General features: G+C 66.7%; 20 protein-coding genes. 15 read left to right on the forward strand and 5 right to left on the reverse strand.

Features of this window, described 5'->3' with window-relative positions:
• Positions 1-22: 22 nt before the first annotated feature.
• From L8G49_RS06790 to L8G49_RS06805, 4 genes are all read right to left on the reverse strand, one after another.
• A complete protein-coding gene (locus L8G49_RS06790; protein WP_242183771.1) occupies positions 23-1,015 on the reverse strand; it encodes an alpha/beta hydrolase in 993 nt (330 codons plus the stop codon).
• A gap of 151 nt (positions 1,016-1,166) precedes the next feature.
• Complete coding sequence (locus L8G49_RS06795) at positions 1,167-1,547, reverse strand: hypothetical protein (RefSeq protein WP_242183449.1); 381 nt, start codon at positions 1,545-1,547, stop codon at positions 1,167-1,169.
• Positions 1,548-1,694: 147 nt separating this feature from the next.
• The gene (gene astD / locus L8G49_RS06800; RefSeq protein ID WP_242183450.1) at positions 1,695-3,107 is read right to left on the reverse strand and encodes a succinylglutamate-semialdehyde dehydrogenase; all 1,413 of its coding nucleotides are present in this window, start codon (positions 3,105-3,107) and stop codon (positions 1,695-1,697) included.
• Between the two features lie 50 nt (positions 3,108-3,157).
• The gene (locus L8G49_RS06805) at positions 3,158-4,519 is read right to left on the reverse strand and encodes a protein adenylyltransferase SelO (protein WP_242183452.1); all 1,362 of its coding nucleotides are present in this window, start codon (positions 4,517-4,519) and stop codon (positions 3,158-3,160) included.
• A 37-nt stretch (positions 4,520-4,556) separates the two neighbouring features.
• On the opposite strand from L8G49_RS06805, the gene L8G49_RS06810 reads away from it, so the two are divergent.
• The 7 genes from L8G49_RS06810 (at position 4,557) to leuB (ending at position 12,512) form a co-directional block, all read left to right on the forward strand.
• Entirely contained in the window at positions 4,557-5,432 is an 876-nt protein-coding gene (locus tag L8G49_RS06810) for an alpha/beta hydrolase (RefSeq protein WP_242183453.1), read from the forward strand.
• 103 nt (positions 5,433-5,535) lie between these two features.
• On the forward strand, positions 5,536-6,663 hold the full coding sequence (locus L8G49_RS06815; RefSeq protein WP_242183455.1) for a glycosidase: 1,128 nt from the start codon (positions 5,536-5,538) through the stop codon (positions 6,661-6,663).
• Positions 6,664-6,917: 254 nt separating this feature from the next.
• Positions 6,918-8,054: a glycosyltransferase family 4 protein gene (locus L8G49_RS06820; protein ID WP_242183457.1), complete on the forward strand. Its 1,137-nt coding sequence runs from the start codon at positions 6,918-6,920 to the stop codon at positions 8,052-8,054.
• Positions 8,055-8,122: 68 nt separating this feature from the next.
• Positions 8,123-9,526, forward strand: coding sequence for a nitronate monooxygenase (locus L8G49_RS06825; RefSeq protein WP_242139540.1), 1,404 nt, complete (start codon positions 8,123-8,125; stop codon positions 9,524-9,526).
• Between the two features lie 83 nt (positions 9,527-9,609).
• A complete protein-coding gene (locus L8G49_RS06830; RefSeq protein ID WP_242183458.1) occupies positions 9,610-10,554 on the forward strand; it encodes a polysaccharide deacetylase in 945 nt (314 codons plus the stop codon).
• A 226-nt stretch (positions 10,555-10,780) separates the two neighbouring features.
• The gene (locus tag L8G49_RS06835) at positions 10,781-11,407 is read left to right on the forward strand and encodes a recombination protein O N-terminal domain-containing protein (RefSeq protein ID WP_242139541.1); all 627 of its coding nucleotides are present in this window, start codon (positions 10,781-10,783) and stop codon (positions 11,405-11,407) included.
• 52 nt (positions 11,408-11,459) lie between these two features.
• Positions 11,460-12,512, forward strand: a complete 1,053-nt coding sequence (leuB, locus tag L8G49_RS06840; protein WP_242183459.1) for a 3-isopropylmalate dehydrogenase — start codon at positions 11,460-11,462, stop codon at positions 12,510-12,512.
• 126 nt (positions 12,513-12,638) lie between these two features.
• On the opposite strand, the gene L8G49_RS06845 is transcribed toward leuB, so the two are convergent.
• Positions 12,639-13,985 carry an NAD-dependent succinate-semialdehyde dehydrogenase gene (locus tag L8G49_RS06845; RefSeq protein ID WP_242183460.1) on the reverse strand — a complete coding sequence of 449 codons (1,347 nt, stop codon included), beginning with the start codon at positions 13,983-13,985 and terminating at the stop codon, positions 12,639-12,641.
• Between the two features lie 107 nt (positions 13,986-14,092).
• On the opposite strand from L8G49_RS06845, the gene L8G49_RS06850 reads away from it, so the two are divergent.
• From L8G49_RS06850 to L8G49_RS06885, 8 genes are all read left to right on the forward strand, one after another.
• Positions 14,093-14,332 (forward strand): exodeoxyribonuclease VII small subunit, encoded by a 240-nt coding sequence (locus L8G49_RS06850; protein ID WP_242139544.1) that lies wholly within the window; start codon positions 14,093-14,095, stop codon positions 14,330-14,332.
• 4 nt (positions 14,333-14,336) lie between these two features.
• Positions 14,337-15,236, forward strand: coding sequence for a polyprenyl synthetase family protein (locus L8G49_RS06855; RefSeq protein WP_242183462.1), 900 nt, complete (start codon positions 14,337-14,339; stop codon positions 15,234-15,236).
• Positions 15,233-15,757 (forward strand): pantetheine-phosphate adenylyltransferase, encoded by a 525-nt coding sequence (gene coaD, locus L8G49_RS06860; RefSeq protein ID WP_242183464.1) that lies wholly within the window; start codon positions 15,233-15,235, stop codon positions 15,755-15,757. The genes L8G49_RS06855 and coaD overlap by 4 nt, the downstream gene beginning before the upstream one ends.
• 131 nt (positions 15,758-15,888) lie before the next feature.
• On the forward strand, positions 15,889-16,647 hold the full coding sequence (locus L8G49_RS06865) for a peptidylprolyl isomerase (protein ID WP_242183773.1): 759 nt from the start codon (positions 15,889-15,891) through the stop codon (positions 16,645-16,647).
• A 34-nt stretch (positions 16,648-16,681) separates the two neighbouring features.
• Positions 16,682-17,716 (forward strand): tRNA preQ1(34) S-adenosylmethionine ribosyltransferase-isomerase QueA, encoded by a 1,035-nt coding sequence (gene queA, locus L8G49_RS06870; protein WP_242183466.1) that lies wholly within the window; start codon positions 16,682-16,684, stop codon positions 17,714-17,716.
• A gap of 2 nt (positions 17,717-17,718) precedes the next feature.
• Positions 17,719-18,219, forward strand: a complete 501-nt coding sequence (locus L8G49_RS06875) for an EF-hand domain-containing protein (RefSeq protein WP_242183468.1) — start codon at positions 17,719-17,721, stop codon at positions 18,217-18,219.
• 138 nt (positions 18,220-18,357) lie between these two features.
• Positions 18,358-19,017 (forward strand): HAD hydrolase-like protein, encoded by a 660-nt coding sequence (locus L8G49_RS06880; protein ID WP_242183470.1) that lies wholly within the window; start codon positions 18,358-18,360, stop codon positions 19,015-19,017.
• A 32-nt stretch (positions 19,018-19,049) separates the two neighbouring features.
• Positions 19,050-20,144, forward strand: coding sequence for an MBL fold metallo-hydrolase (locus L8G49_RS06885; RefSeq protein WP_242139550.1), 1,095 nt, complete (start codon positions 19,050-19,052; stop codon positions 20,142-20,144).
• Positions 20,145-20,152 lie beyond the last annotated feature (8 nt).

A 20,152-nucleotide genomic window follows, 5' to 3' on the forward strand; every position in this document is an offset into this window, starting at 1 on the left:
GGCTTGCCGACGGAGCGGCGGGTCATCCGTGGAACACGCCCCGGCTGGCTCCGAACGCGAGGAACAGGTCCGGCCAGGACGACGCCGGTCTGCTTTTAGGGAGGCGCACGCCAAAACCGTGGCCGCCGCTATCGAAGACGTGCAATTCCGTCGGTCGTGCCTGTGCCTTCAACGCGGTGAACAGGACGACGCTATTGGCGACGGGTACGAGATCGTCGTCCGCGGCATGCGCCAAGAAGACCGGTGGCGTGTCCGCGGTGACGCGGGCCTCGACGGAGGCGGCATGGCGCAGTGCGGCCGACGCCGCATTTCCCAGCAGAGCATCGCGCGATCCGCCGTGTGAAAAGGGGGCTTCCATGCTCACCACCGGGTAGATCAGTCCGGCATAATCGGGCCGAGCCGACTGGGTGTCGATCGCGTCGACCGGTGCGTAGCTCTGCTCGGCATGTCGTGTCGCGAGCGATCCCGCCAGATGTCCGCCGGCCGAAAATCCCAGAACCGCAATCTGTGCGATATCCACGCCGTAGCGGCGCGCGCCTGCCCGGATCAGCCGCATCGCGCGCTGGGCATCCTGCAACGGTACGAGCTGGCGGTTGTCCCAGCCTTCGCCCGGCAGCCGGTATTGCAGGACGAAGGCGGTAATGCCGCGCGCATTGAGCCATGCCGCCTGTTCGAGCCCTTCATTGTCATAGGAAAGGAAACCGTATCCGCCCCCGGGCATCACCAACACCGCCGCGCCATTGGACCTCACGGGACGTTTCACGACGAGGACGGGGTGCGCGACGCCACGGACCCAACGATCGGGATGGTGCGCATCCCGGCTTCGCTCCTCAATGCTGGCCGTGATCGCTTCATGGCGATCGCCCGGTATCGCGTTCGGCCAAAGCGGGACGATCTCGTCGCCGGACCGCACCTGCGCGCCGAGCCCGGAGGACGCGAGCAACGTCGGCGCAAGCGAGCACAACGCGGCGGCGCTTGTCAGTACGGTACGGCGGGTCGGTTCGTGAAGGGGCATCATGGAGCCTTTCAATACAGCCGGGGGCGGCGGTCCGGTGATCGATGCGTCATCATGCCGTTTTCCGCGGGGGTTACAATTGCGCCAAAGAAAAGCCCGCCGTCTCGAAGGAGACGACGGGCGTTTGATCGTTGCGACGGTATCGCCGGGATCAGTTCTTCTTGCGTGCCCGCTTCGGTGCGGCGGCGGCGGCGGTGTCTTCTTCCTCTTCGGGCGAGTCCTCACCCGCTTCGGTCAGCGCCTCGCCCAGCGCCTTCAGCTTTTCCTGCGAGGAATCGGCCTTGTCGGCGATCTTGGTCGTTGCAGCACCAAGACGATGGAGCAGGGCGTGGACGCGATCCGCATCCGGTTCGTCCCGCTCCAGCTGCTTGCGCAAGGATGCCAGATCGCGCAGGATGCCCTTGGCCCCGGACGTGTCGATATCCGCCAGCGCGGCTTCCCAATCCTCGACCATGTCGGCGCCCTTGGTGGGCTTGGTCGTCTCAAGACCGCGATTGATCGCGTTCATCGTACCGGCGAATTTAACGGCCATGTTCCATCTCCGAATTGCCTGTGTGGTGGCGATCGGGGAAACGTCAGGAGGCTTGCTAAATGTCCGCGCAGCGAGCGGGCTAATGCACTGATACGGATCAACCCGATCCGGTCGGTGCAGGAGCACCCGCTCGGCACGCCTATCCGGTCAGGCGTCGCGCAGCCCCACGCCGATGCTCGCGCGGGCCTGCTCGGCCTCGTTCGACACGACCGGATAGGCGCAATAGTCCGCCGCATAATAGGCGCTCGGCCGGTGATTGCCCGACCAGCCGATCCCCCCGAACGGCGCGCCCGACGACGCCCCGTTGGTCGGCTTGTTCCAGTTGACGATCCCGGCCCGCGCATTTGCCCAGAACTGGTCGTACAGCTTGGGGTTCTGGCTGAGCAGGGAGGCGGACAGGCCGTAGCGCGTGTTGTTCGCCTCCACGATCGCATCCTCGAAACTCGATTTGCGGATCACCTGCAGGATCGGCCCGAACAGTTCGACGTCGGGCCGGTCGTTCATCTCGGTCGTGTCGATCAGCGCGGGGCGAAGGAACGGTCGATCGGGAACGGGCCGTTCGAGATGGCGGATCGCGCGTCCGCCGCGCATCATCAGCTCTAGAAAGCTCTCGGTCAGCATGTCGGCTGCCTGATTGTCGATCACCGGGCCCATGAACGGGGCGGGGCTCGCATGCGGTTCATCGACGATGATCCGGCTGACGAGCTTGGTGACCTCGTCCAGCAACGGGTCGTAGAGCTTCTCGTCGACGATCAGCCGCCGCGCCGCGGTGCAGCGCTGGCCGGCGCTGGTGAACGCCGACTGGACGATGAGGACCGCGGCGGCATGCAGATCCGGCGAGTCCCACACGATGATCGGGTTGTTGCCGCCCATCTCGAGCGCGAGGATTTTCTCGGGCCGGGTGGAGAAGGCGCGGTTGAGCGCGATCCCCGTCGGCGCGGAGCCGGTGAACAGCAGTCCGTCGATCCCGTCATGCGCGGCAAGCGCCTTGCCCTCGTCGGCGCCACCGATCAGCAGGCGGATACAGCCGGCGGGCACGCCGCCGGCACGAAAGCAGTCGACCAGGAACGCGCCGGTCGCGGGCGTCTTTTCGGACGGCTTGAACACCACGGCGTTCCCCGCGAGCAGCGCCGGGACGATGTGCCCGTTGGGCAGATGTGCAGGGAAATTGTAGGGACCCAGCACCGCGAGCACGCCGTGCGGTTTGTGCCGGAGCGCCATCCGCCCAGTCATCTGCGTGTCGAGCCGACGTTGCGGCGTGCGGTCGGCATACGCCGTCACCGAGATGTCGACCTTGGCGATGACCGATTCGACTTCGGTCCGCGCCTCCCACAAGGGCTTGCCGGTCTCGCGCGCGATCAGGTCGGCAAAGGCGTCTGCCCGGGCGCGCACGACATTGGCGACCCGGCGCAACGTCTCGATCCGGTTGGTGAGCGGTTGCGCCGCCCAGATCGGCCAGCCCGCGCGCGCGGCGGCAACTTCGGTATCGGCATCGCCGGTCGCGCCTTGCCACAACAGGGCACCGGTCGCGGGTTCGTAGGAAAGCAGGTCACTCGACATGGTACGGTCTTGCCTCAGAATGCAGCGATAATCCACTTCACAGACGCGGATCAGTCGGCGAGCGCTTCGCCCATATGACGGATTGCCGCGATCTTGGCATGGAATGGTGCCCAGTCGTTGCGCTGATCGATCGCCGACCAGATCGCCTCGACCTCGTCGATCAGCATCGAACAGGGTGCGCCGGACCAATAGGCATGGTCGCGGGGCTTGCGCGCTGTATAGCCGACCAGAGCGGCTCGAGCCGCCGCGAAGGCGTCGTCCGCGGGTACGGTCCCGCCAAAGGCGTCGAAGAAGAAGCGGTCGATGCCGATCCCGCTCTGTGTCATCCCCTGTTCGATCGCCTGGACCAGCGCGCGGTCGCGCGTCGAATCCAGCGGGACCACGCCCACCCGCCACAAAATCGCCTCGGACACCGCGCGCTGATAGCGTTCCGGGAAGGTTTCGAGAATGTCGATCAGCGGCTGCGCCTCACTGACGGTGCGCAGCGCGACCGCAAGCTGCATCGCGTTCCAGTGGATCGCCTCGGGCTGGCGACCGAACGCATAGAGCCCGGCGTGGTCGAAATAGGCGGCGGTAAAGGCCGGGTCCCAGGTGGGGGCCCAGCGCCACGGTCCGTAATCGAAACTCTCGCCGGTCACGTTGATGTTGTCGGTGTTGAGCACGCCGTGGACGAACCCCGCGGCCATATAGCTTGCCGCCAGCGTGGCCGTCCGGCCGACGACGCGATCGAGCAGCTGGGCGGCCGCATCGTCGCCTGGTTCCTCCGCATACAGGTTGCGCAGGACATAGCCGACCAGGCGCGCCATGTTGTCGGCATCGCGGTCGTAGGCAAGCCGCTGGAACGTGCCGATGCGGATATGGCTATGGCTCAGGCGGACGAGCACCGCCGCGCGCGTCGGCGACGGCTCGTCGTTGCGCTCGAGCTGTTCGCCGGTTTCGATCAGCGAGAAACTGCGCGATGTCGGCACGCCCAGTGCTTCCAGCATTTCGGTCGCGAGAACCTCGCGCATGCCGCCCTTGAGCGTCAGCCTCCCATCGCCGAAGCGGCTCCACGGCGTCGTGCCCGACCCTTTGGTCGCGAGGTCCATCAATCGGTCGCCGGTGTCGCGCAGCTGTGCGAACAGGAAGCCGCGGCCGTCGCCGATCTCGGGATTGTAGTTGCGGAACTGGTGCCCGTGGTAGCGCAGCGCCAGCGGCTCGACGAGGCTGCCCGGCATAGGCTCGAATCGTCCGAAATGCTCGATCCACTCTCCCCCGCCGAGCGTTTCCAGCCCGACCTCGGCAGCGGCACGATCGTTCCGGAAACGCAAGTGCGTTTCGGGGAAATTCGCTGGTGTGACCGGATCATAGAAAGCGTCGCCGAGATCGAGGATCGCGGTTTCGGGGCGGTAGGCTTGCGGGGTCGTGTCCATGCGTGGATATGGAGGGCGCCAACCGCAGGACGCAACCATGCCACCCTATGAAAACCGATATTGGTGGTCCAACGATGGATTGCGGCTGCATTATCGCGACTATCCAGGCCCGTCCGAGCGCCCGCCGATCCTGTGCCTCCCCGGGCTGACCCGCAACGCGCGCGACTATGACGATCTCGCACAACGGCTGTCGCCGCGATGGCGCGTGATCACGGTCGATCTGCGCGGGCGCGGCGACAGCGGCTATGCCAAGGATCCGATGACCTATGTCCCGCTGACCTACGTGCAGGACATCGAGGGGTTGCTCGGGGAGCTGGGCGTGTCACGCTACATCGCGTTCGGGACGTCGCTCGGCGGGATCGTCGCGATGCTGCTTGCCGGCACCGCGCGCGAGACGCTGATGGGCGTGCTGCTCAACGACGTCGGTCCCGAGATCATGCCCGAGGGGCTGTCGCGGATCCGCAGCTATGTCGGCAAGTCGAATACCTGGCCGACCTGGCTCCACGCTGCCCGTGCCGTGGCGGAGGCGAATGGCGACGTCTATCCGCAGTTCCAGCTGGAGGACTGGCTGGCGATGGCGAAGCGGCTGTACCGGCTCAACAGCGCCGGGCGGATCGTGCTCGATTACGACATGAAGATCGCCGAACCGTTCCGCGTTCCCGGCAACGAGGCCGGACCGGACATGTGGCGCGCGCTCGACGGGTTGAAGACCGTGCCGACGTTGCTGGTGCGCGGGGCGACGTCCGACGTGCTCGCGGCGCCGGTTGCCGAGCGGATGGCCGGGATGCTGGAGCAGCGCGAGCTCCTCACCATTCCCGACACCGGCCACGCGCCGACGCTGGATGAACCGGCGGCGATCGCGGCGATCGAGCGGTTGCTCGCGCGGATCCCGGCGGAACCCGCTTCGGGCTGACTGGTGCGAAAAGATCCGCGACGAAACCGGGCGGCGTGCGGAAGACTTTGCGCCCGGCATACCCTACATGCCCGACCTTCACGCCGCGGAACCAGGAGTCTGAATGACCTTCCCTCATGATGCGCTGATCTTCACTCCCGCCGACGTCGACCTGACCAAGTCCCCGCTCGCCGGGCAGATCGATGCCGAAACCTATGTGCTCGGCGCGTTCAACCCGGGAATGACGCGGCTGCCGAACGGCAACCTGCTGCTGATGGTGCGGATCGCCGAGGCGTTGCGGACGCCGATCAAGGACCAGCAGATCCACGCGATCCGCTGGCACGATGGCGGCTATTGCCTCGATGCCTGGCCGCTCGACTTCGTCGACACCGCCGACCCGCGCAAGTTCATGATGCGCGGCGGCGGCTGGAAGGTGATGGCGCTGACGTCGCTGTCGTGGCTGCTCCCGGTCGAACTCACCGCCGACGGGACGCAGGTCGTGACGGTACATTACGACAAGGCGATCGCGCCGCGAGCATCCTACCAATGCTACGGCGTCGAGGATGCGCGGATCAGCAAGGTCGGCGATCGCTATCTGATGACGACCTGTTCGGTCAGCCCGGAGCGGCATTCGACCACGCTGTACAGCTCGGACAATGCGCTCGACTGGACGCTCGAGGGGATCGTGCTCGATCACCAGAACAAGGACATGCTGATCTTCGAAGGGCTGGTCGACGGCAGATACTGGGCACAGACGCGGCCCTTGGGCGACCTGTATTTCGCGTACCCCCCGGGGAGCGAATGGCGCGCGGGGCCATCGATCAACCTCGCGACCTCGCCCGATGCTTTGCACTGGAAGCCGCATGATCGGCCCGGCATCCGCCCGCATGCCGCGACCATGGCGACCGCGCGCATGGGCGGCGGCACCCCGCCAATCCTGATCGACGGGCCCGATGGCGGCGGCTGGCTGAGCCTGTGGCACGGGGTCGAGCCGATGGGCGTGGTGGGGGTTTACCGCACCTATTGGTCGCTGCTCGACCGCAACGACCCGAGCCGCGTGCTCCGCACCAGCCATGATCCGCTGATCGAAGCGAACCCGATGCTGACCGATCCGCTGCGCGAACAGATGTATATCGATAACGTCGTGTTCACGACCGGGATCGCGGATGCGGGCGACCATTATGTGGTCGCCAGCGGGGAGGCGGATCTGGCGTGCCGGATCTCGCATGTGCCCAAGACGCTGTTCGACTGACCTGCCGGCACCCCGGCGGTCTCATGGCCGCTGCGAAACCATAGCTGTTCTCCCGCGAAGGCGGGAGCCCAGGAGTCGCAAGAACTTCAAGCCGTTGTTTTGCGTGGCCCTGGATTCCTGCTTTCGCAGGAAAACAGCTTCAAATCAGTAACGCGTGAATTTGTAGAGGTCTCACCTTCGCCGGGGCAACGGTGGCGTGGCGAGGCGAGGATGGGGCTGGTTTTGCGCGACGGAGTCGGTAAGCACTCCGGGAAATGCGCCCCGTCAACATCCTCCACCTCCACTCGACCTTCTCGCTCGGCGGGAAAGAGGCGCGCGCGGTCCGTCTGATGAACGCGTTCGGCGCGAACGCGCGGCATACGATCGTGTCGAGCATGGAGGGGCACTATGGCGCGCAAACGGCGATCGCGCCCGGCATCGATTACGAGATCGCGCAGAACCCGCCGCCGCTGACCGGCGGCCCCTCGGTCCAGCGCTATGAGGCGATCGCGGCGTACATGCGCCGGTTCGATCTCGTGCTCACCTACAATTGGGGCGCGATCGATGGGGTGATGGCGAAGCGCGTGGCGTCCAAGGGAATGCCTCCGGTCGTGCATCACGAGGACGGCTTCAACGCCGACGAGGCCGACGGGCTCAAGCCGCAACGCAACCTCTATCGCCGTTTCGCGCTGACCAAGGCCGAGGCGCTGGTGGTCCCGTCGGAGACGCTCGAGCAGATCGCGCTGAAGGTCTGGAAGCAGCCGCGCGGTCGCGTTCATCGCATCGCCAACGGGATCGACACCGCGCTTTACGCGCGCAAGCCCGACCCCAAGGCGATCCCCGGCTTCAAGCGCAAGCCGGGGGAGGTCGTGATCGGCACGCTTGCTGGCCTGCGCGAGGTCAAGAACCTGCCGATGCTGGTCCGCGCGGTCGGGGGCCTGTCCGGCCGTGTGCGGCTGGTGATCGTCGGCGAAGGGCCCGAGCGTCAGGCAATCCTCGACACCGCCGAGCGGATGGGGATGGAGAGCCAGCTTGTGCTGCCGGGCTTCCTGCCCGAGCCGCACCGTTACATCGGGCTGTTCGACATCCTGGCGCTGTCCTCCAGGAGCGAGCAGTTCCCGATCTCGGTGATCGAGGGGATGGCGGCGGGGCTGCCGATCGTCGCGACGCCGGTCGGCGACATCCTGAAGATGGTCTCGCCCGACAACCACAGTTTCATCGAACGGCGCGATCATGAGGTCGCGCTGCGCGACTCCCTGCAGACGCTGGTGACCGCAACGCCCGAGCAACGCGGTTGGCTGGGCGAGAAGAACCGCGCGAAGGCGGTCGCGGAATATGATGAAGCGAGCATGATTGCGCGCTATGGCGCGCTCTATTCCAGCGTGCTGGGCCGTCCCGGCGCGTTGGCTTAATTCGCGATTTGCCGCGCAGGGCATCCAGAGCGTATATCGAAACGTATGTTAGTCCGGGAGCCGTTCACTTGTTCAAAGGTTTGAAGCCCATCGTTTATGGAGGCCGCGAGGTCTGGCCGCTCGTCGAGGGCGGCAAGGGCGTCGCCGCGACCAATCACGCGAGCGCTGGCGCCTGGGCGGCGGCCGGCGGGATCGGCACCGTCTCGGCCGTGAATGCCGACAGTTATGATCCCGACGGCAAGATCATCCCGCAGATCTACAAGGCGCTGACCCGGCGCGAGCGGCACGAGGAACTGATCGACTACGCCATCGAGGGCGCGGTCCAGCAAGTCCGCAAGGCGTTCGACATCGCCGGCGGCAAGGGTGCCATCAACATCAACGTGCTGTGGGAGATGGGCGGCGCCCAGCGGATCCTGCACGGTGTGCTCGAGCGGACCCGCGGTCTCGTCTCGGGCGTCACCTGCGGCGCGGGCATGCCGTACAAGCTGAGCGAGATCGCCTCGTCCTATGAAGTTAGCTATCTCCCGATCGTGAGCTCGGGCCGCGCCTTCCGCGCGCTCTGGAAGCGTGCCTACTCCAAGGCGGCCGAATATCTGTCGGCGGTGGTCTATGAGGATCCCTGGCTCGCGGGCGGGCACAATGGCTTGTCGAACGCCGAGGATCCGTTGCAGCCGCAGGACCCTTACCCCCGCGTGAAGGCGCTGCGCGACACGATGCGCGAGGGCGGGATCTCGGATGACGTCCCGATCGTGATGGCGGGGGGTGTCTGGTATCTGCGCGACTGGTCCGACTGGATCGACAATCCCGAGCTCGGTTCGATCGCATTCCAGTTCGGTACGCGCCCGCTGCTGACGCAGGAAAGCCCGATTCCGGAGGACTGGAAGGCACGGCTGACCAACATTCAGGAAGGCGAGGTGCTGCTGCATCGCTTCTCGCCGACCGGCTTCTATTCGAGCGCGGTGCTCAACCCGTTCCTCCGCCATCTGCAGTCGCGCTCGGAACGGCAGATCGCCTTTTCGACGCAAAGTGCGGGCGACCATACGTTCCAGCTCGACGTCGGCGTGAAGGGCAAGAACTTCTGGGTCACGCGCAACGACCTGCTGCGCGCGCGCGAGTGGTTCGGGGCGGGCTTCACCGATGCCCTCAAGACGCCGGACAATACGCTCGTGTTCGTCACGCCCGAGGACAAGGGCGTGATCCGCAAGGACCAGGCGGATTGCATGGGCTGCCTCAGCCAGTGCTCCTTCTCGTCCTGGTCGGATACCGAAACCAATTCGACCGGTCGTCTCGCCGATCCGCGCAGCTTCTGCATCCAGAAGACGCTGCAGAACATCGCGCACGGCGGCGACGTCGAGCAGAACCTGATGTTCGCCGGGCACGGCGCCTATCAGTTCAAGCGCGATCCGTTCTATTCCAACGGGTTCGTGCCGACGGTCAAGCAGTTGGTCGATCGCATTCTGACCGGCGACTGATCGCTGGCTGCAATGTTTCGTAACAGGCTGATTCGGTAAATCTTTACCCCCTGCGCGCTACGGCGCGGGGGGTGAGTGTACCCGTGTTTCTGACCGTCGATACCGAGCTGATGTGGCGCCACCACGCCGCACGCCTGCCGGTCGACGTCCTTTTCGCGCGGTCGTTCGAGCCAGCGGGCGTCGGGGTTTCGCACATGCTCGAAACCCTGTCGCGCTACGGGCTGAAGGCGTGCTTCTTCGTCGATCCGATGCCGGCGCTGGTGTTCGGGCTCGGGCATGTCCGCCGCGTCGTCGAGACGATCCTCGCGGGGGGCCAGGAGGTCCAGCTCCATCTCCATCCCAATTGGTCGGGCGCGGCGGTCGGCGATGGCGGTGCGACCTATAGCCGCTTCCAGATGGTCGAATATACGCTGGACGACCAGACCGCGCTGATTGCGGGCGCGCTCGACCTGTTGATGGCGGCGGGTGCCCCACGGCCGGTGGCGTTTCGCGCGGGCTCCTATGCCGCAAACGACGATACGCTGCGCGCGTTGGCACGGCACGGGATTGCGTATGACAGCAGCCACAACGGCAGCGAACACCCCTGGCCAAGCCAGATCGACCTGTCGATCCGGCAGATCGCGCCAGTGGAGCGGTTGGGCGTCATCGAGGTGCCGGTCACGCTGATCGAGGAACGCCCGGGGCAAATGCGGAATTTCCAGATCTGCGCGCTGTCGCTCGGCGAGATGCGCGCGGCGCTCGATCACGCGCTTGCGCGCGACCATGCGGCGGTGACGATCGTGACGCATGGGTTCGAACTCGCCAATCGGTCGGGCACACGGCTTAATGCCGTACATGTGCGGCGGTTCGAAGGGGTGTGCGCGGCGCTCGCGGAGCGGGCGGACGCGATGCCGACGGTGCATTTCGCGGACTTGCCGGCCTTGCGTACGGGCCACGCCGATACGCCGCTGTCGCCCGACCCGCTGCGCACGCGGTGGCGGCAGGCGGAGCAACTGTGGTCGAACCTGGTGGCGGAGCGCGTGGGGTGAGGGGCGCCGGGTAGCTTCCTTTTCTTTTTCGCGCTTCCCCGGCGAAGGCCGGGGCCCAGTAGCGGAGGTCATGCCAACTTAGCGCAGCGGTCGCATTCCACTGTATCGCTACTGGGCCCCGGCCTTCGCCGGGGAAGTGGTGGGAGGGGGGACCGGGCGCAGCGTATCCCCGCCCCACGCAATCCCCCTCGTTCCCTCGACCCGGACCACGCGCTACACACCCGCGATGCACCTGCGCACCCAAGCCCTGATCCTCGGCGTCCGTCACCACGGCGAGCATGGCGCGATCGTCCGCGCGCTTACCCCTGACGACGGGCTGCAGGCGGGCTATGTCCGCGGCGGGCGGTCGAGCCGGATCCGGCCGATTCTGCAACCCGCCAACCGCGTTATGGGCGAATGGCGCGCGCGGACTGACGACCAGCTCGCGAGCCTGACGGTCGAACTCGTCATCAGCCGCGCGCCGCTTTACGCCGAGCCGTTGCCAGCGCTCGCGCTCGAATGGGTCACCGCGCTGACGGCGGCGGCGTTGCCCGAGGCTTTGCCCTATCCGCGGATCTATCTCGCGCTCGACGCGGTGATCGAGGCGATCGCGCTCGCCCCCGCCGCGCGCGGATGGGCGCTGACGCTCGCGCGCTACGAGCAGTTGCTGCTCGCCGAGCTCGGCTATGGTCTCGACGACGACGTGCTGCCCCCCGCGTTGACCGATCCCGATGCCAACGAATGGCCCGAAATCCTCGCCGCGTTGCGCATCCTGGGGGAGGCGCTGGGCGCGCAAATCCTGGCGGACCGGCGCGCCGTGACGCTGGAAGCCCGCGCGCGGCTGGTCGATCGGCTCAAAAGGGCGGTTGCGTGATCCGCCAAGGGTCGGCATGGCCGCGCCTTCGAAACACGGATCGGGACGGAAAATGGCACTGATCGCAATCCTCGCCGGAGACGGCATCGGCCCCGAGGTCACGCACGAGGCGCGCCGCGTGCTCGAGGCGCTCGGGCTCGACCTCACGTTCGAGGATGGCCTGGTCGGCGGTGCGGCGTATCGCAAGACCAGCCATCCGCTCCCGCCCGAGACGCTCGACCTAGCGCAGCGCGCGGACGCGATCCTGTTCGGCGCAGTCGGTGATCCCGACATGGACGGGCTCGAGCGGTCGGTGCGGCCCGAGCAGGCGATCCTCGGCTTGCGCAAGGAACTCGGCCTGTTCGCCAACATCCGGCCCGCGACGATGCTGGCAGGGCTGGAGGATTCGTCCGCGCTGCGCCCAGAAATCGCGCGCGCGATCGACATGGTGATCGTCCGCGAGCTGACCGGCGACGTCTATTTCGGCGAAAAGAGCCGCGGCTTCACGCACACTGGCCTCCGCGAGGCGCACGACATGATGCGCTACGACGAGGTCGAGATCGCGCGGATCGTGCGGGTCGGGTTCGAGATGGCGGCGCGGCGCAGCCGGATGCTGACGTCGGTCGACAAGGCCAACGTCCTCGAGACGTCGCAGCTGTGGCGCGAAATCGTCAACGAGATCGCGCGCGACTATGCCGAGGTCAAGCTGACGCACATGTATGTCGACAATGCCGCGATGCAGCTGGTGCGCAACCCGGGCGCGTTCGACGTGATCGTGACGAGCAACCTGTTCGGCGACATCCTGTCCGACCAGGCGAGCATGTGCGTCGGGTCGATCGGGATGCTGCCGTCGGCGTCGCTCAACGACTGGCAGGGGTCGTGCGGGCTGTACGAGCCGATCCACGGGTCGGCGCCGGACATCGCGGGGCAGGGGAAGGCGAACCCGTGCGCGGCGATCCTGTCGGCGGCGCTGTTGCTGCGGCATTCGCTGTCGGATGAGGCGTCGGCTGTACGGATCGAGGATGCGGTGAAGGCCGCGATCGCGGATGGTGCGCGGACGGTGGATCTGGGGGGGGCGCTGACGACTGCGGAGATGGGCGATGCGGTGCTGGCGGCGCTGAAGTAACCTTCTACTTCTGAAGCCCCTCCCCTTCAGGGGAGGGGGTGGGGGTGGGGCGGTGCCTCGCAGAGAACGCGCACTGCTGGACTTCCCCACCCCAACCCCTCCCCTGAAGGGGAGGGGCTTGAGAAATCACCCGATCACGGTCTTCAGGTTCATGAACTCATGCAACCCGTACGGCCCGAGCTCGCGCCCATGGCCCGACCGCTTCACACCACCGAACGGTGCCTCCGGCGACGACGCGAGCATCGCGTTCACCGCGATCATGCCAACCTCGAGATCGCGCTCGAACCGCGCGCGTTCGTCCGCGTCGTTGGTCCACACCGACGAGCCCAGCCCGAACGGCACCGCATTCGCCAGTGTGATCGCCGCATCGAGATCGTCCGCCTTGAACAGCAGCGCGATCGGCCCGAACAATTCCTCATGCGCGACCGCATCGTCGAGCGGCACGTCGACCAGGATCCCCGCCGACATGTACGCCCCCTTGCCGGGAAGCGCTTCGCCGCCGAACAGCAGCTTCCCGCCTGCCTGTTCGAACAGCTTCAACTGGCCGAGCACGGTCTGCCGTTGCTCCTCGCTCGACAGCGGTCCCATCGTGCTGTCCGCATCGAGTGGGTCGCCCGCGACCACTGCCTGCATCCCGGCGGAGAACTTCTCGAGGAACGCATCGTAGATATCGGCGTGGACGATCATCCGCTTGGCGCAGATGCACGATTGCCCGGTATTCTGGACGCGTGCGGTGACCGCCTGCTTGACCGCCTCGTCGAGGTCCGCCGAGGGCATGACGATGAACGGATCCGATCCGCCGAGCTCGAGCACGACCTTCTTGAGCGCACGCCCCGCGGCCTCGGCGACCTTCATCCCGGCACCTTCGCTGCCGGTCAGCGTCACCGCGACGATGCGGTCGTCGGCGATCAGGTCCGCCACCTTGTCGGACTTGATCGCCAGGTTCTGGAACAGCCCCGCCGGTCCGCCCGCCGCGATCACCATCTCCTCGAGCGCCGCGCCGCAGCCCTGCACGTTCGAGGCATGCTTCAGCAGCCCGACGTTCCCCGCCATGATCGTTGGCGCCATGAAGCGGACGACCTGCCAATAAGGGAAGTTCCACGGCATCACCGCAAGCACCGGCCCCATCGGATGCCACGTCGCGGTCGCATTCGGGAAGGCGCGCGGCTCGAGCATCGCGGGGCCTTCCTGCGCATAATGTCGGAAGGCGGCGGCGCATTTCTCGACCTCGGCGAGCGCGGACTTGAGCGTCTTGCCCATTTCGCGCGTAGCGATTTCCGCGAGACGGTGGCTTTGCGCATCGAACTGCTCGGCGATTTTCTCGAGCAGCGCGGCGCGCGTCGCATGATCGGTCACCCGCCATTCGCGAAAGGTCGCTGCGGCGCGCGCGACCTTGGTCTCGATCTCGTCCCTGGTCAGCTCGGGATAGCTTTCGCCGGGCGCGCCGGTGGCGGGGTTGATGCTGGTAAACATGGAAAAGCGCTCCTGAAGGAAAATCGGGAAGGGGATGCCCCTTTCAAACGCAAAGTCTTGCCCAGGTATCCTTGACCCCCGTTGCTTGCCTGCCGCATAGGTTGCCAATGGATATACCGATCGAAGAGCTGACGTTCGAAGCGGCGCTCAAGGAACTGGAGGGGATCGTGTCGAGGCTCGAGAGTGGCGATGCGCCGCTGGACCAGGCGATCGCGCTCTACGAACGTGGCGACAAGCTGCGCCGGCGTTGCGATGACCGTCTCAACGCGGCACAGGCGCGGATCGAAGCGATCCGTACCGATAGCGAGGGGCGGGCCATCGGCACGCAGCCCTTTGCGGCAGGTTGACCCCGTGACCATAGCGCCCCTGTCGCTCGCCGAGGCCCTGTCCGAGGTTGGCACCGACATCGACCAGCGGCTCGATTCGCTGATCGCCATTCCCGACGACGCCCGCGCGCCGCTGTACCGCGCGATGCGCCATGCCGCGATCGGCGGGGGTAAGCGCCTGCGCCCGTTGCTGGTGATGGCGACCGGGCGGTTGTTCGCGGTCGATCGGGATTGCGTCGGACGTGCCGGCGCGGCGATCGAGTGCGTCCACGTCTATTCGCTGATCCACGACGATCTGCCCGCGATGGACAATGACGACATGCGGCGCGGCAAGCCAACCGTCCACAAAGCGTTCGACGAAGCCACCGCGATCCTCGCGGGCGATTGCCTGCATGCGCTGGCGTTCGAGATCCTTGCCGATCCCGCAACCCATGCCGATCCGTTCGTGCGCAGCGAACTCGTGCTCGATCTGGCGCGGGCGGCGGGGCCGGCGGGCATGGCTGGCGGGCAGGCTATGGACCTCGAAGCCGAGAAGACCACCTTCGACCTGCCGACCGTCACGCGGTTGCAGGCGATGAAGACCGGAGCGTTGATCGCCTGTTCGGTGGAGGCCGGCGCGATCCTCGGCAAGCTGCCGCCCGAGGGGCGCACGGGCCTGCGCGGGTATGCGCGCGACCTGGGGCTCGCGTTCCAGATCGCCGACGACATCCTCGACGTCGAAGGCGACGAGGCCGCGGTCGGGAAGAAGCTCCACAAGGACGCCGGGGCCGGCAAGGAAACCTTCCTCTCGCTGCTCGGCCTGCCGCGCGCGCGCGAACAGGCGCGGATGCTGGTCGACCAGGCGATCGCGCATCTCCACGCGTTCGGGCCCGAGGCCGATCTGCTCCGCGAAATCGCCCGATTCACGCTCGAGCGCGATCGGTGACGATCCGCACCGGGGTCTACCCCGGCACCTTCGATCCGGTGACGCTCGGGCACATGGACATCATCCGCCGGGGCGCGAAGCTGGTCGACCGGCTGGTGATCGGCGTGACAACCAACCCGTCCAAGTCGCCGATGTTCACGATCGACGAGCGGATGGCGATGGTCCAGCGCGAGGTCGAGGGGGTCGAGGGCGAGATCCACGTCGTCAGCTTCGATTCGCTGCTGATGGACTTCGCCGAGCGCGAGGGGGCGAAGGTCATCGTTCGCGGACTGCGCGCGGTCGCCGATTTCGAATATGAGTATCAGATGGCCGGCATGAACCAGCAGATCAATCCGCGGGTCGAGACGGTGTTCCTGATGGCGGACGTGTCGCTCCAGCCGATCGCCAGCCGCCTGGTCAAGGAGATCGCGCTGTACGGCGGACCGATCGACCGGTTCGTCACGCCGGCGGTCGCGGCCGAGGTCGCGGAGCGCGTCGACCGCATCGGGCGGAAGGGCGAGGCGCACCGCCTTCGCCCCTGAAAATACCCGTGGCCCTATTATGGTCGCTTTCGCGCGGCATCTGCCGCCATACGGCTGCGGTGACGTTCACGTTGGCGCAAGCGACGACTTGGTCTAAGCGACCTTTCACCGAGATTTTTCGCGGGGACATGATGCGTTTCGTTGCCACTCTTCTTGCCTTCATCCTCGCGCTGGTTTCCGGCCCCGCTTTAGCCGCCAAGAAGGAGAAGGTGCAGGTCAAGGACGCCAAGGTGGTGACCACCGGTCGCCCGCCTGTCCCGTCCGTGACCGACCCCGCGAACCTGTGGTATCTGGATCTGTCGACTGGCGGTCGTGTCGTCATCTGGCTTCGGCCGGATGCAGCGCCCAAGATGGTCGAGCGGGTGAAGCTGCTGACCAGTCAGCATTTCTACGATGGCCTGCTGTTCCACCGGGTGATCGAAGGCTTCATGGCGCAGACCGGCGACCCGAAGGGCGACGGCACCGGCGGTTCGACCCTCCCGAACGTCCCCGCCGAGTTCAACTGGCTGCCGCACGTCCGCGGCGCGGTGTCGGCGGCTCGCGAGGGAGCGCCGGAGGGCGCCTCGGTCGAGGACGTCGCCAAGGCGGAGAACAGCGCCAACAGCCAGTTCTTCATCGTGTTCAACCCGACGATGAAGCTCGACAAGAAATATACGGTGTTCGGTCGCGTGATCTCGGGCATGGACTATGTCGATGCGGTTGCGCGCGGCGAGCCGCCGACGGCGCCGTCGCGGATCCTCCACGCCTATCTCGGCACGGATAATCCCCCGGCTTACGTCCCTGCACCGCCCATGCCCGCGGCACCCGCGGCATTGCCGACCGCCGCTCCCGCGTTCAAGCTTGCGCCCCGGGCCAAGCCAGTCGCCACGCCGCGCAAGAAGGCGGCGTAATCCGCCAGCCGGTGCGGCGCGCTAAAGGAGCGTCATGAAAGTCGACCTGTTCGATTTCGCGCTGCCGCCCGAGCGGATCGCGTTGCGCCCCGCCGTGCCCAGGGATTCCGCGCGAATGCTCGTGCTGGACGGCGCGGCGACACGGGATCGTTCGGTTGCCGACCTGCCCGCTGAACTGCGGGCGGGCGATCTGCTCGTATTCAACGATACGCGGGTGATCCCGGCCCAGCTGGAGGGGCGGCGCGGCGATTCGAAGATCGGCGCGACGCTTCACAAGCGCGAGGGGCCACGGCGCTGGCGCGCCTTCATCCGCAATGCCCGCCGGTTGAAGCAGGACGATGCGATCGATTTCGGGGCGGGCGTCATTGCCCGTGCGCGCGACCGCGGGGACGATGGCAGTTTCGCGCTCGACTTCGAGGGGGACGAGCCGGTCGAGGTGCTGATCGAGCGCGCGGGCCGGATGCCGTTGCCGCCGTATATCGCCGCGCGCCGTCCCGCCGACGCGCAGGACGCGGACGATTACCAGACGATGTTCGCGGCCGAGAAGGGCGCGGTGGCCGCGCCGACCGCGGCGTTGCACTTCACGCCCGGTCTGCTTGCCAAACTCGCGGCCGCCGGGGTCGAGCATGCGACGTTGACGCTGCACGTCGGGGCAGGAACGTTCCTGCCGGTCAAGGCGGATGACACGACGAAGCATCGCATGCATGCCGAATGGGGGCGGATCGACGCGGCGACGGCCGACCGGCTCAACGTCGTGCGCGCACGCGGTGGGCGGGTGATTGCGGTCGGCACGACCAGCTTGCGACTGATCGAAAGCGCGGCGGATGCGGCGGGTGTGATCAAGCCGTTCGAGGGTGACACCGCGATCTTCATCACGCCGGGATATCGCTTTCGCGGAATCGACGGGCTGATGACCAATTTTCACCTGCCGCGGTCCACCTTGTTCATGCTCGTCAGCGCGCTGATGGGGATCGAGCGGATGCAGGACGCCTACGACCACGCGATACGCGACGGATACCGATTCTACAGCTATGGCGATGCCAGTCTGCTGTTGCCGTCGAAGGGCTGAGGATGCGTCTGGTCGTTGCCGCGATACTAGGGTTGAGCGTCATGGCCGCGGGGAGCGCAACCGCGCAGACCACGCCGCCGGTCGCCGCAGCGCCGGTTGCGCCCGCCCAGCCGACCGCGACGATCGTCGCCGAGCCAGCCGCCGTGTTCATCGCCGCCTGCGACCAGAATGGCGATGCGCGTACCAGCCGCGCGGAACTCGATGCTTGCGTTGCGCGCAGCTTCGCACGGATCGATACGGCGAACAGCGGGACGATCGGGTATATCGGCTATGCCGATTGGGCGCTGCTGTGGCTGGGGGACCGCAACGCCTTGCCGAGCCCGTTCGGCGTCGACGCCAACCAGGACAATCGCATCACGGTGGCTGAACTGCAGAGCGAATTCGGGCGCCTGTTCGAGCGGTTCGACCTCGACCGCGATGGCATGGTGACGCGCGCAGAGTTGCTGACGATCCGCAGCGGGTTGCGTCCCGTGGACACGGGCAAGCGCAAGCGCAAGCCGTAGCGATTGCGGATGGCCCACCTCCGCGCGATCCGTCCAAAGCCGAAGCGGCCGGATCCGCGCCGGTTCGCCGCCCGTGCCGGAAACCAGCGGGCGGGGACCGTTCGCCAACCTCGCACGCTATCATAGGAGCGCGGACTCATGGGGGATCCGCGCTATCGGTTGGTCATCTTCGATTTCGACGGCACCCTGGCCGACAGCGGCGACTGGTTCCTGTCGACCGTCGACCACCTCGCCGATCGCTTCAAGTTTCGCCGCGTTTCCCGCGATGAGGTCGAGGCACTGCGCGGCAAGAGCACCCGGGACGTGATCCGCCATCTCGGCATTCCGCGCTGGAAGCTCCCCGCGATGGGGCGCTATCTGCACGGCTTGCTGGCGCAGCAGACTGACCGGATCGCCTTGTTCGAGGGCATTCCGCGCGTCTTGCACGCGCTTCGCGAGGGCGGCGTGCGGCTGGCGTTGGTGACCTCCAACGCGGAGCAGAATGCGCGTGCGATCCTCGGCCCGCATGCGGCGCTGTTCGAGCGGCTCGAATGTGGCGCGTCGTTGTTCGGCAAGGCGCGATGCTATCGGCGCGTGATCCGACAGAGCCGCGTGATGGTCTCCGACGTGCTATCGATCGGCGACGAGACGCGCGACATCCAGGCCGCGCGCAAGGTGGGGATTGCGTCGGGCGCGGTGTTGTGGGGCTATGCGCACCCGGACGCGCTGGTGGAGATGCGCCCCGACCTGGTGTTCGCGACGCCAGAGCAGATCGTGCAGCGGGTGCTTGCCGACCCGTCGATCCCATATATCGCGTGACTTGCCGTCTACCGCGTTGCTAATTGCAACCGATGTCCGATGCTCCCGATGCCGCAGCCCTGCTGGTGCAGGATCTCCAACCGACGACGCACAAGGGGTTGGTCTATCCCTTTGGCGGGCGGGAGCCGGAATCGGGGGCAGCGCTGCCGGTCGCGCCGGGCATTCGCTGGGTGCGGCTGCACATTCCCGGACCGTTGCGGCATGTCAATTGCTGGCTGCTCGACGACGTTGACGATCGCGGCGAGGGCGTCGCGTTGGTCGACACCGGGATGAATACCACCGAGGCGCGGGATGCATGGAAGACGCTGTGGCGGGACCCGCTGTCCGGCGTCCGCGTGACGCAGATGATCGGGACGCATTTCCACCCCGACCATATCGGGCTGGCGGGATGGATGTGTGATCGCCACGACGCGCCGCTGGTGATGACCCGCGGCGAATGGCTGACCGCGCGGATGCTGATTGCGGATGCGCGCGATGCCGTGCCTGAGGAAATGCTCGCCTTCTGGCGTGGTGCGGGGTGGGACATGGCGCAGATTGCGCATGCCGAAGCGCGCGGCTGGGCCGGTTTCCGAAAGATCGTCACGCCATTGCCGCTCGGTTACCGGCGCATCGCGCAGGGCGACACGCTGACGATCGGCGATGTCGCGTGGCACGTCGTCGTCGGGTCCGGTCACAGCCCGGAACACGCGTGCCTGTACGATCCGGTCGGCAGGGTTCTGATCGCGGGAGACCAGGTATTGCCGCGAATCAGCCCGAACGTATCGCTCGGCGTGACCGAACCGGAGGCGGATCCGCTAGGGGAATGGTTCGCGTCGATTGCGCGCCTTCGGCAGCTTCCCGACGATCTGCTCGTGCTGCCCGGGCATGGCGATCCGTTTACCGGATTGCACCGCCGGCTGGAGGCGATGGACCGCGAACATCGCGAACGGCTGGACGAACTCCATGCGTTTCTCGACGAGCCGCGCCGCGCGATCGACTGTTTCGGGCGCCTGTTTCGCCGGGCGATCGGTCCCGACATGCTCGGCATGGCGACCGGCGAGGCACTGGCGCATCTCCGGCGGCTCGAGGTCGAGCGACGGGCGAAACGGGAGATGGTCGAAGGCGTGTGGTGGTTTCACGCCGCATGACACCAAAG

It is taken from the genome of Sphingomonas sp. CARO-RG-8B-R24-01, from assembly GCF_022662295.1.
In the GTDB taxonomy this organism is placed as follows: Bacteria; Pseudomonadota; Alphaproteobacteria; order Sphingomonadales; family Sphingomonadaceae; genus Sphingomonas.

What these genes read in the sequence shown, in the direction of transcription:
- L8G49_RS06790 (WP_242183771.1), bottom strand. Translation starts at nt 1,015, where the DNA reads ATGCCCCTTCACGAACCGACCCGCCGTACCGTACTGACAAGCGCCGCC.
- L8G49_RS06795 (WP_242183449.1), bottom strand. Translation starts at nt 1,547, where the DNA reads ATGGCCGTTAAATTCGCCGGTACGATGAACGCGATCAATCGCGGTCTT.
- astD (WP_242183450.1), bottom strand. Translation starts at nt 3,107, where the DNA reads ATGTCGAGTGACCTGCTTTCCTACGAACCCGCGACCGGTGCCCTGTTG.
- L8G49_RS06805 (WP_242183452.1), bottom strand. Translation starts at nt 4,519, where the DNA reads ATGGACACGACCCCGCAAGCCTACCGCCCCGAAACCGCGATCCTCGAT.
- L8G49_RS06810 (WP_242183453.1), top strand. Translation starts at nt 4,557, where the DNA reads ATGCCACCCTATGAAAACCGATATTGGTGGTCCAACGATGGATTGCGG.
- L8G49_RS06815 (WP_242183455.1), top strand. Translation starts at nt 5,536, where the DNA reads ATGACCTTCCCTCATGATGCGCTGATCTTCACTCCCGCCGACGTCGAC.
- L8G49_RS06820 (WP_242183457.1), top strand. Translation starts at nt 6,918, where the DNA reads ATGCGCCCCGTCAACATCCTCCACCTCCACTCGACCTTCTCGCTCGGC.
- L8G49_RS06835 (WP_242139541.1), top strand. Translation starts at nt 10,781, where the DNA reads ATGCACCTGCGCACCCAAGCCCTGATCCTCGGCGTCCGTCACCACGGC.
- leuB (WP_242183459.1), top strand. Translation starts at nt 11,460, where the DNA reads ATGGCACTGATCGCAATCCTCGCCGGAGACGGCATCGGCCCCGAGGTC.
- L8G49_RS06845 (WP_242183460.1), bottom strand. Translation starts at nt 13,985, where the DNA reads ATGTTTACCAGCATCAACCCCGCCACCGGCGCGCCCGGCGAAAGCTAT.
- L8G49_RS06850 (WP_242139544.1), top strand. Translation starts at nt 14,093, where the DNA reads ATGGATATACCGATCGAAGAGCTGACGTTCGAAGCGGCGCTCAAGGAA.
- L8G49_RS06865 (WP_242183773.1), top strand. Translation starts at nt 15,889, where the DNA reads ATGCGTTTCGTTGCCACTCTTCTTGCCTTCATCCTCGCGCTGGTTTCC.
- queA (WP_242183466.1), top strand. Translation starts at nt 16,682, where the DNA reads ATGAAAGTCGACCTGTTCGATTTCGCGCTGCCGCCCGAGCGGATCGCG.
- L8G49_RS06875 (WP_242183468.1), top strand. Translation starts at nt 17,719, where the DNA reads ATGCGTCTGGTCGTTGCCGCGATACTAGGGTTGAGCGTCATGGCCGCG.
- L8G49_RS06880 (WP_242183470.1), top strand. Translation starts at nt 18,358, where the DNA reads ATGGGGGATCCGCGCTATCGGTTGGTCATCTTCGATTTCGACGGCACC.
- L8G49_RS06885 (WP_242139550.1), top strand. Translation starts at nt 19,050, where the DNA reads ATGTCCGATGCTCCCGATGCCGCAGCCCTGCTGGTGCAGGATCTCCAA.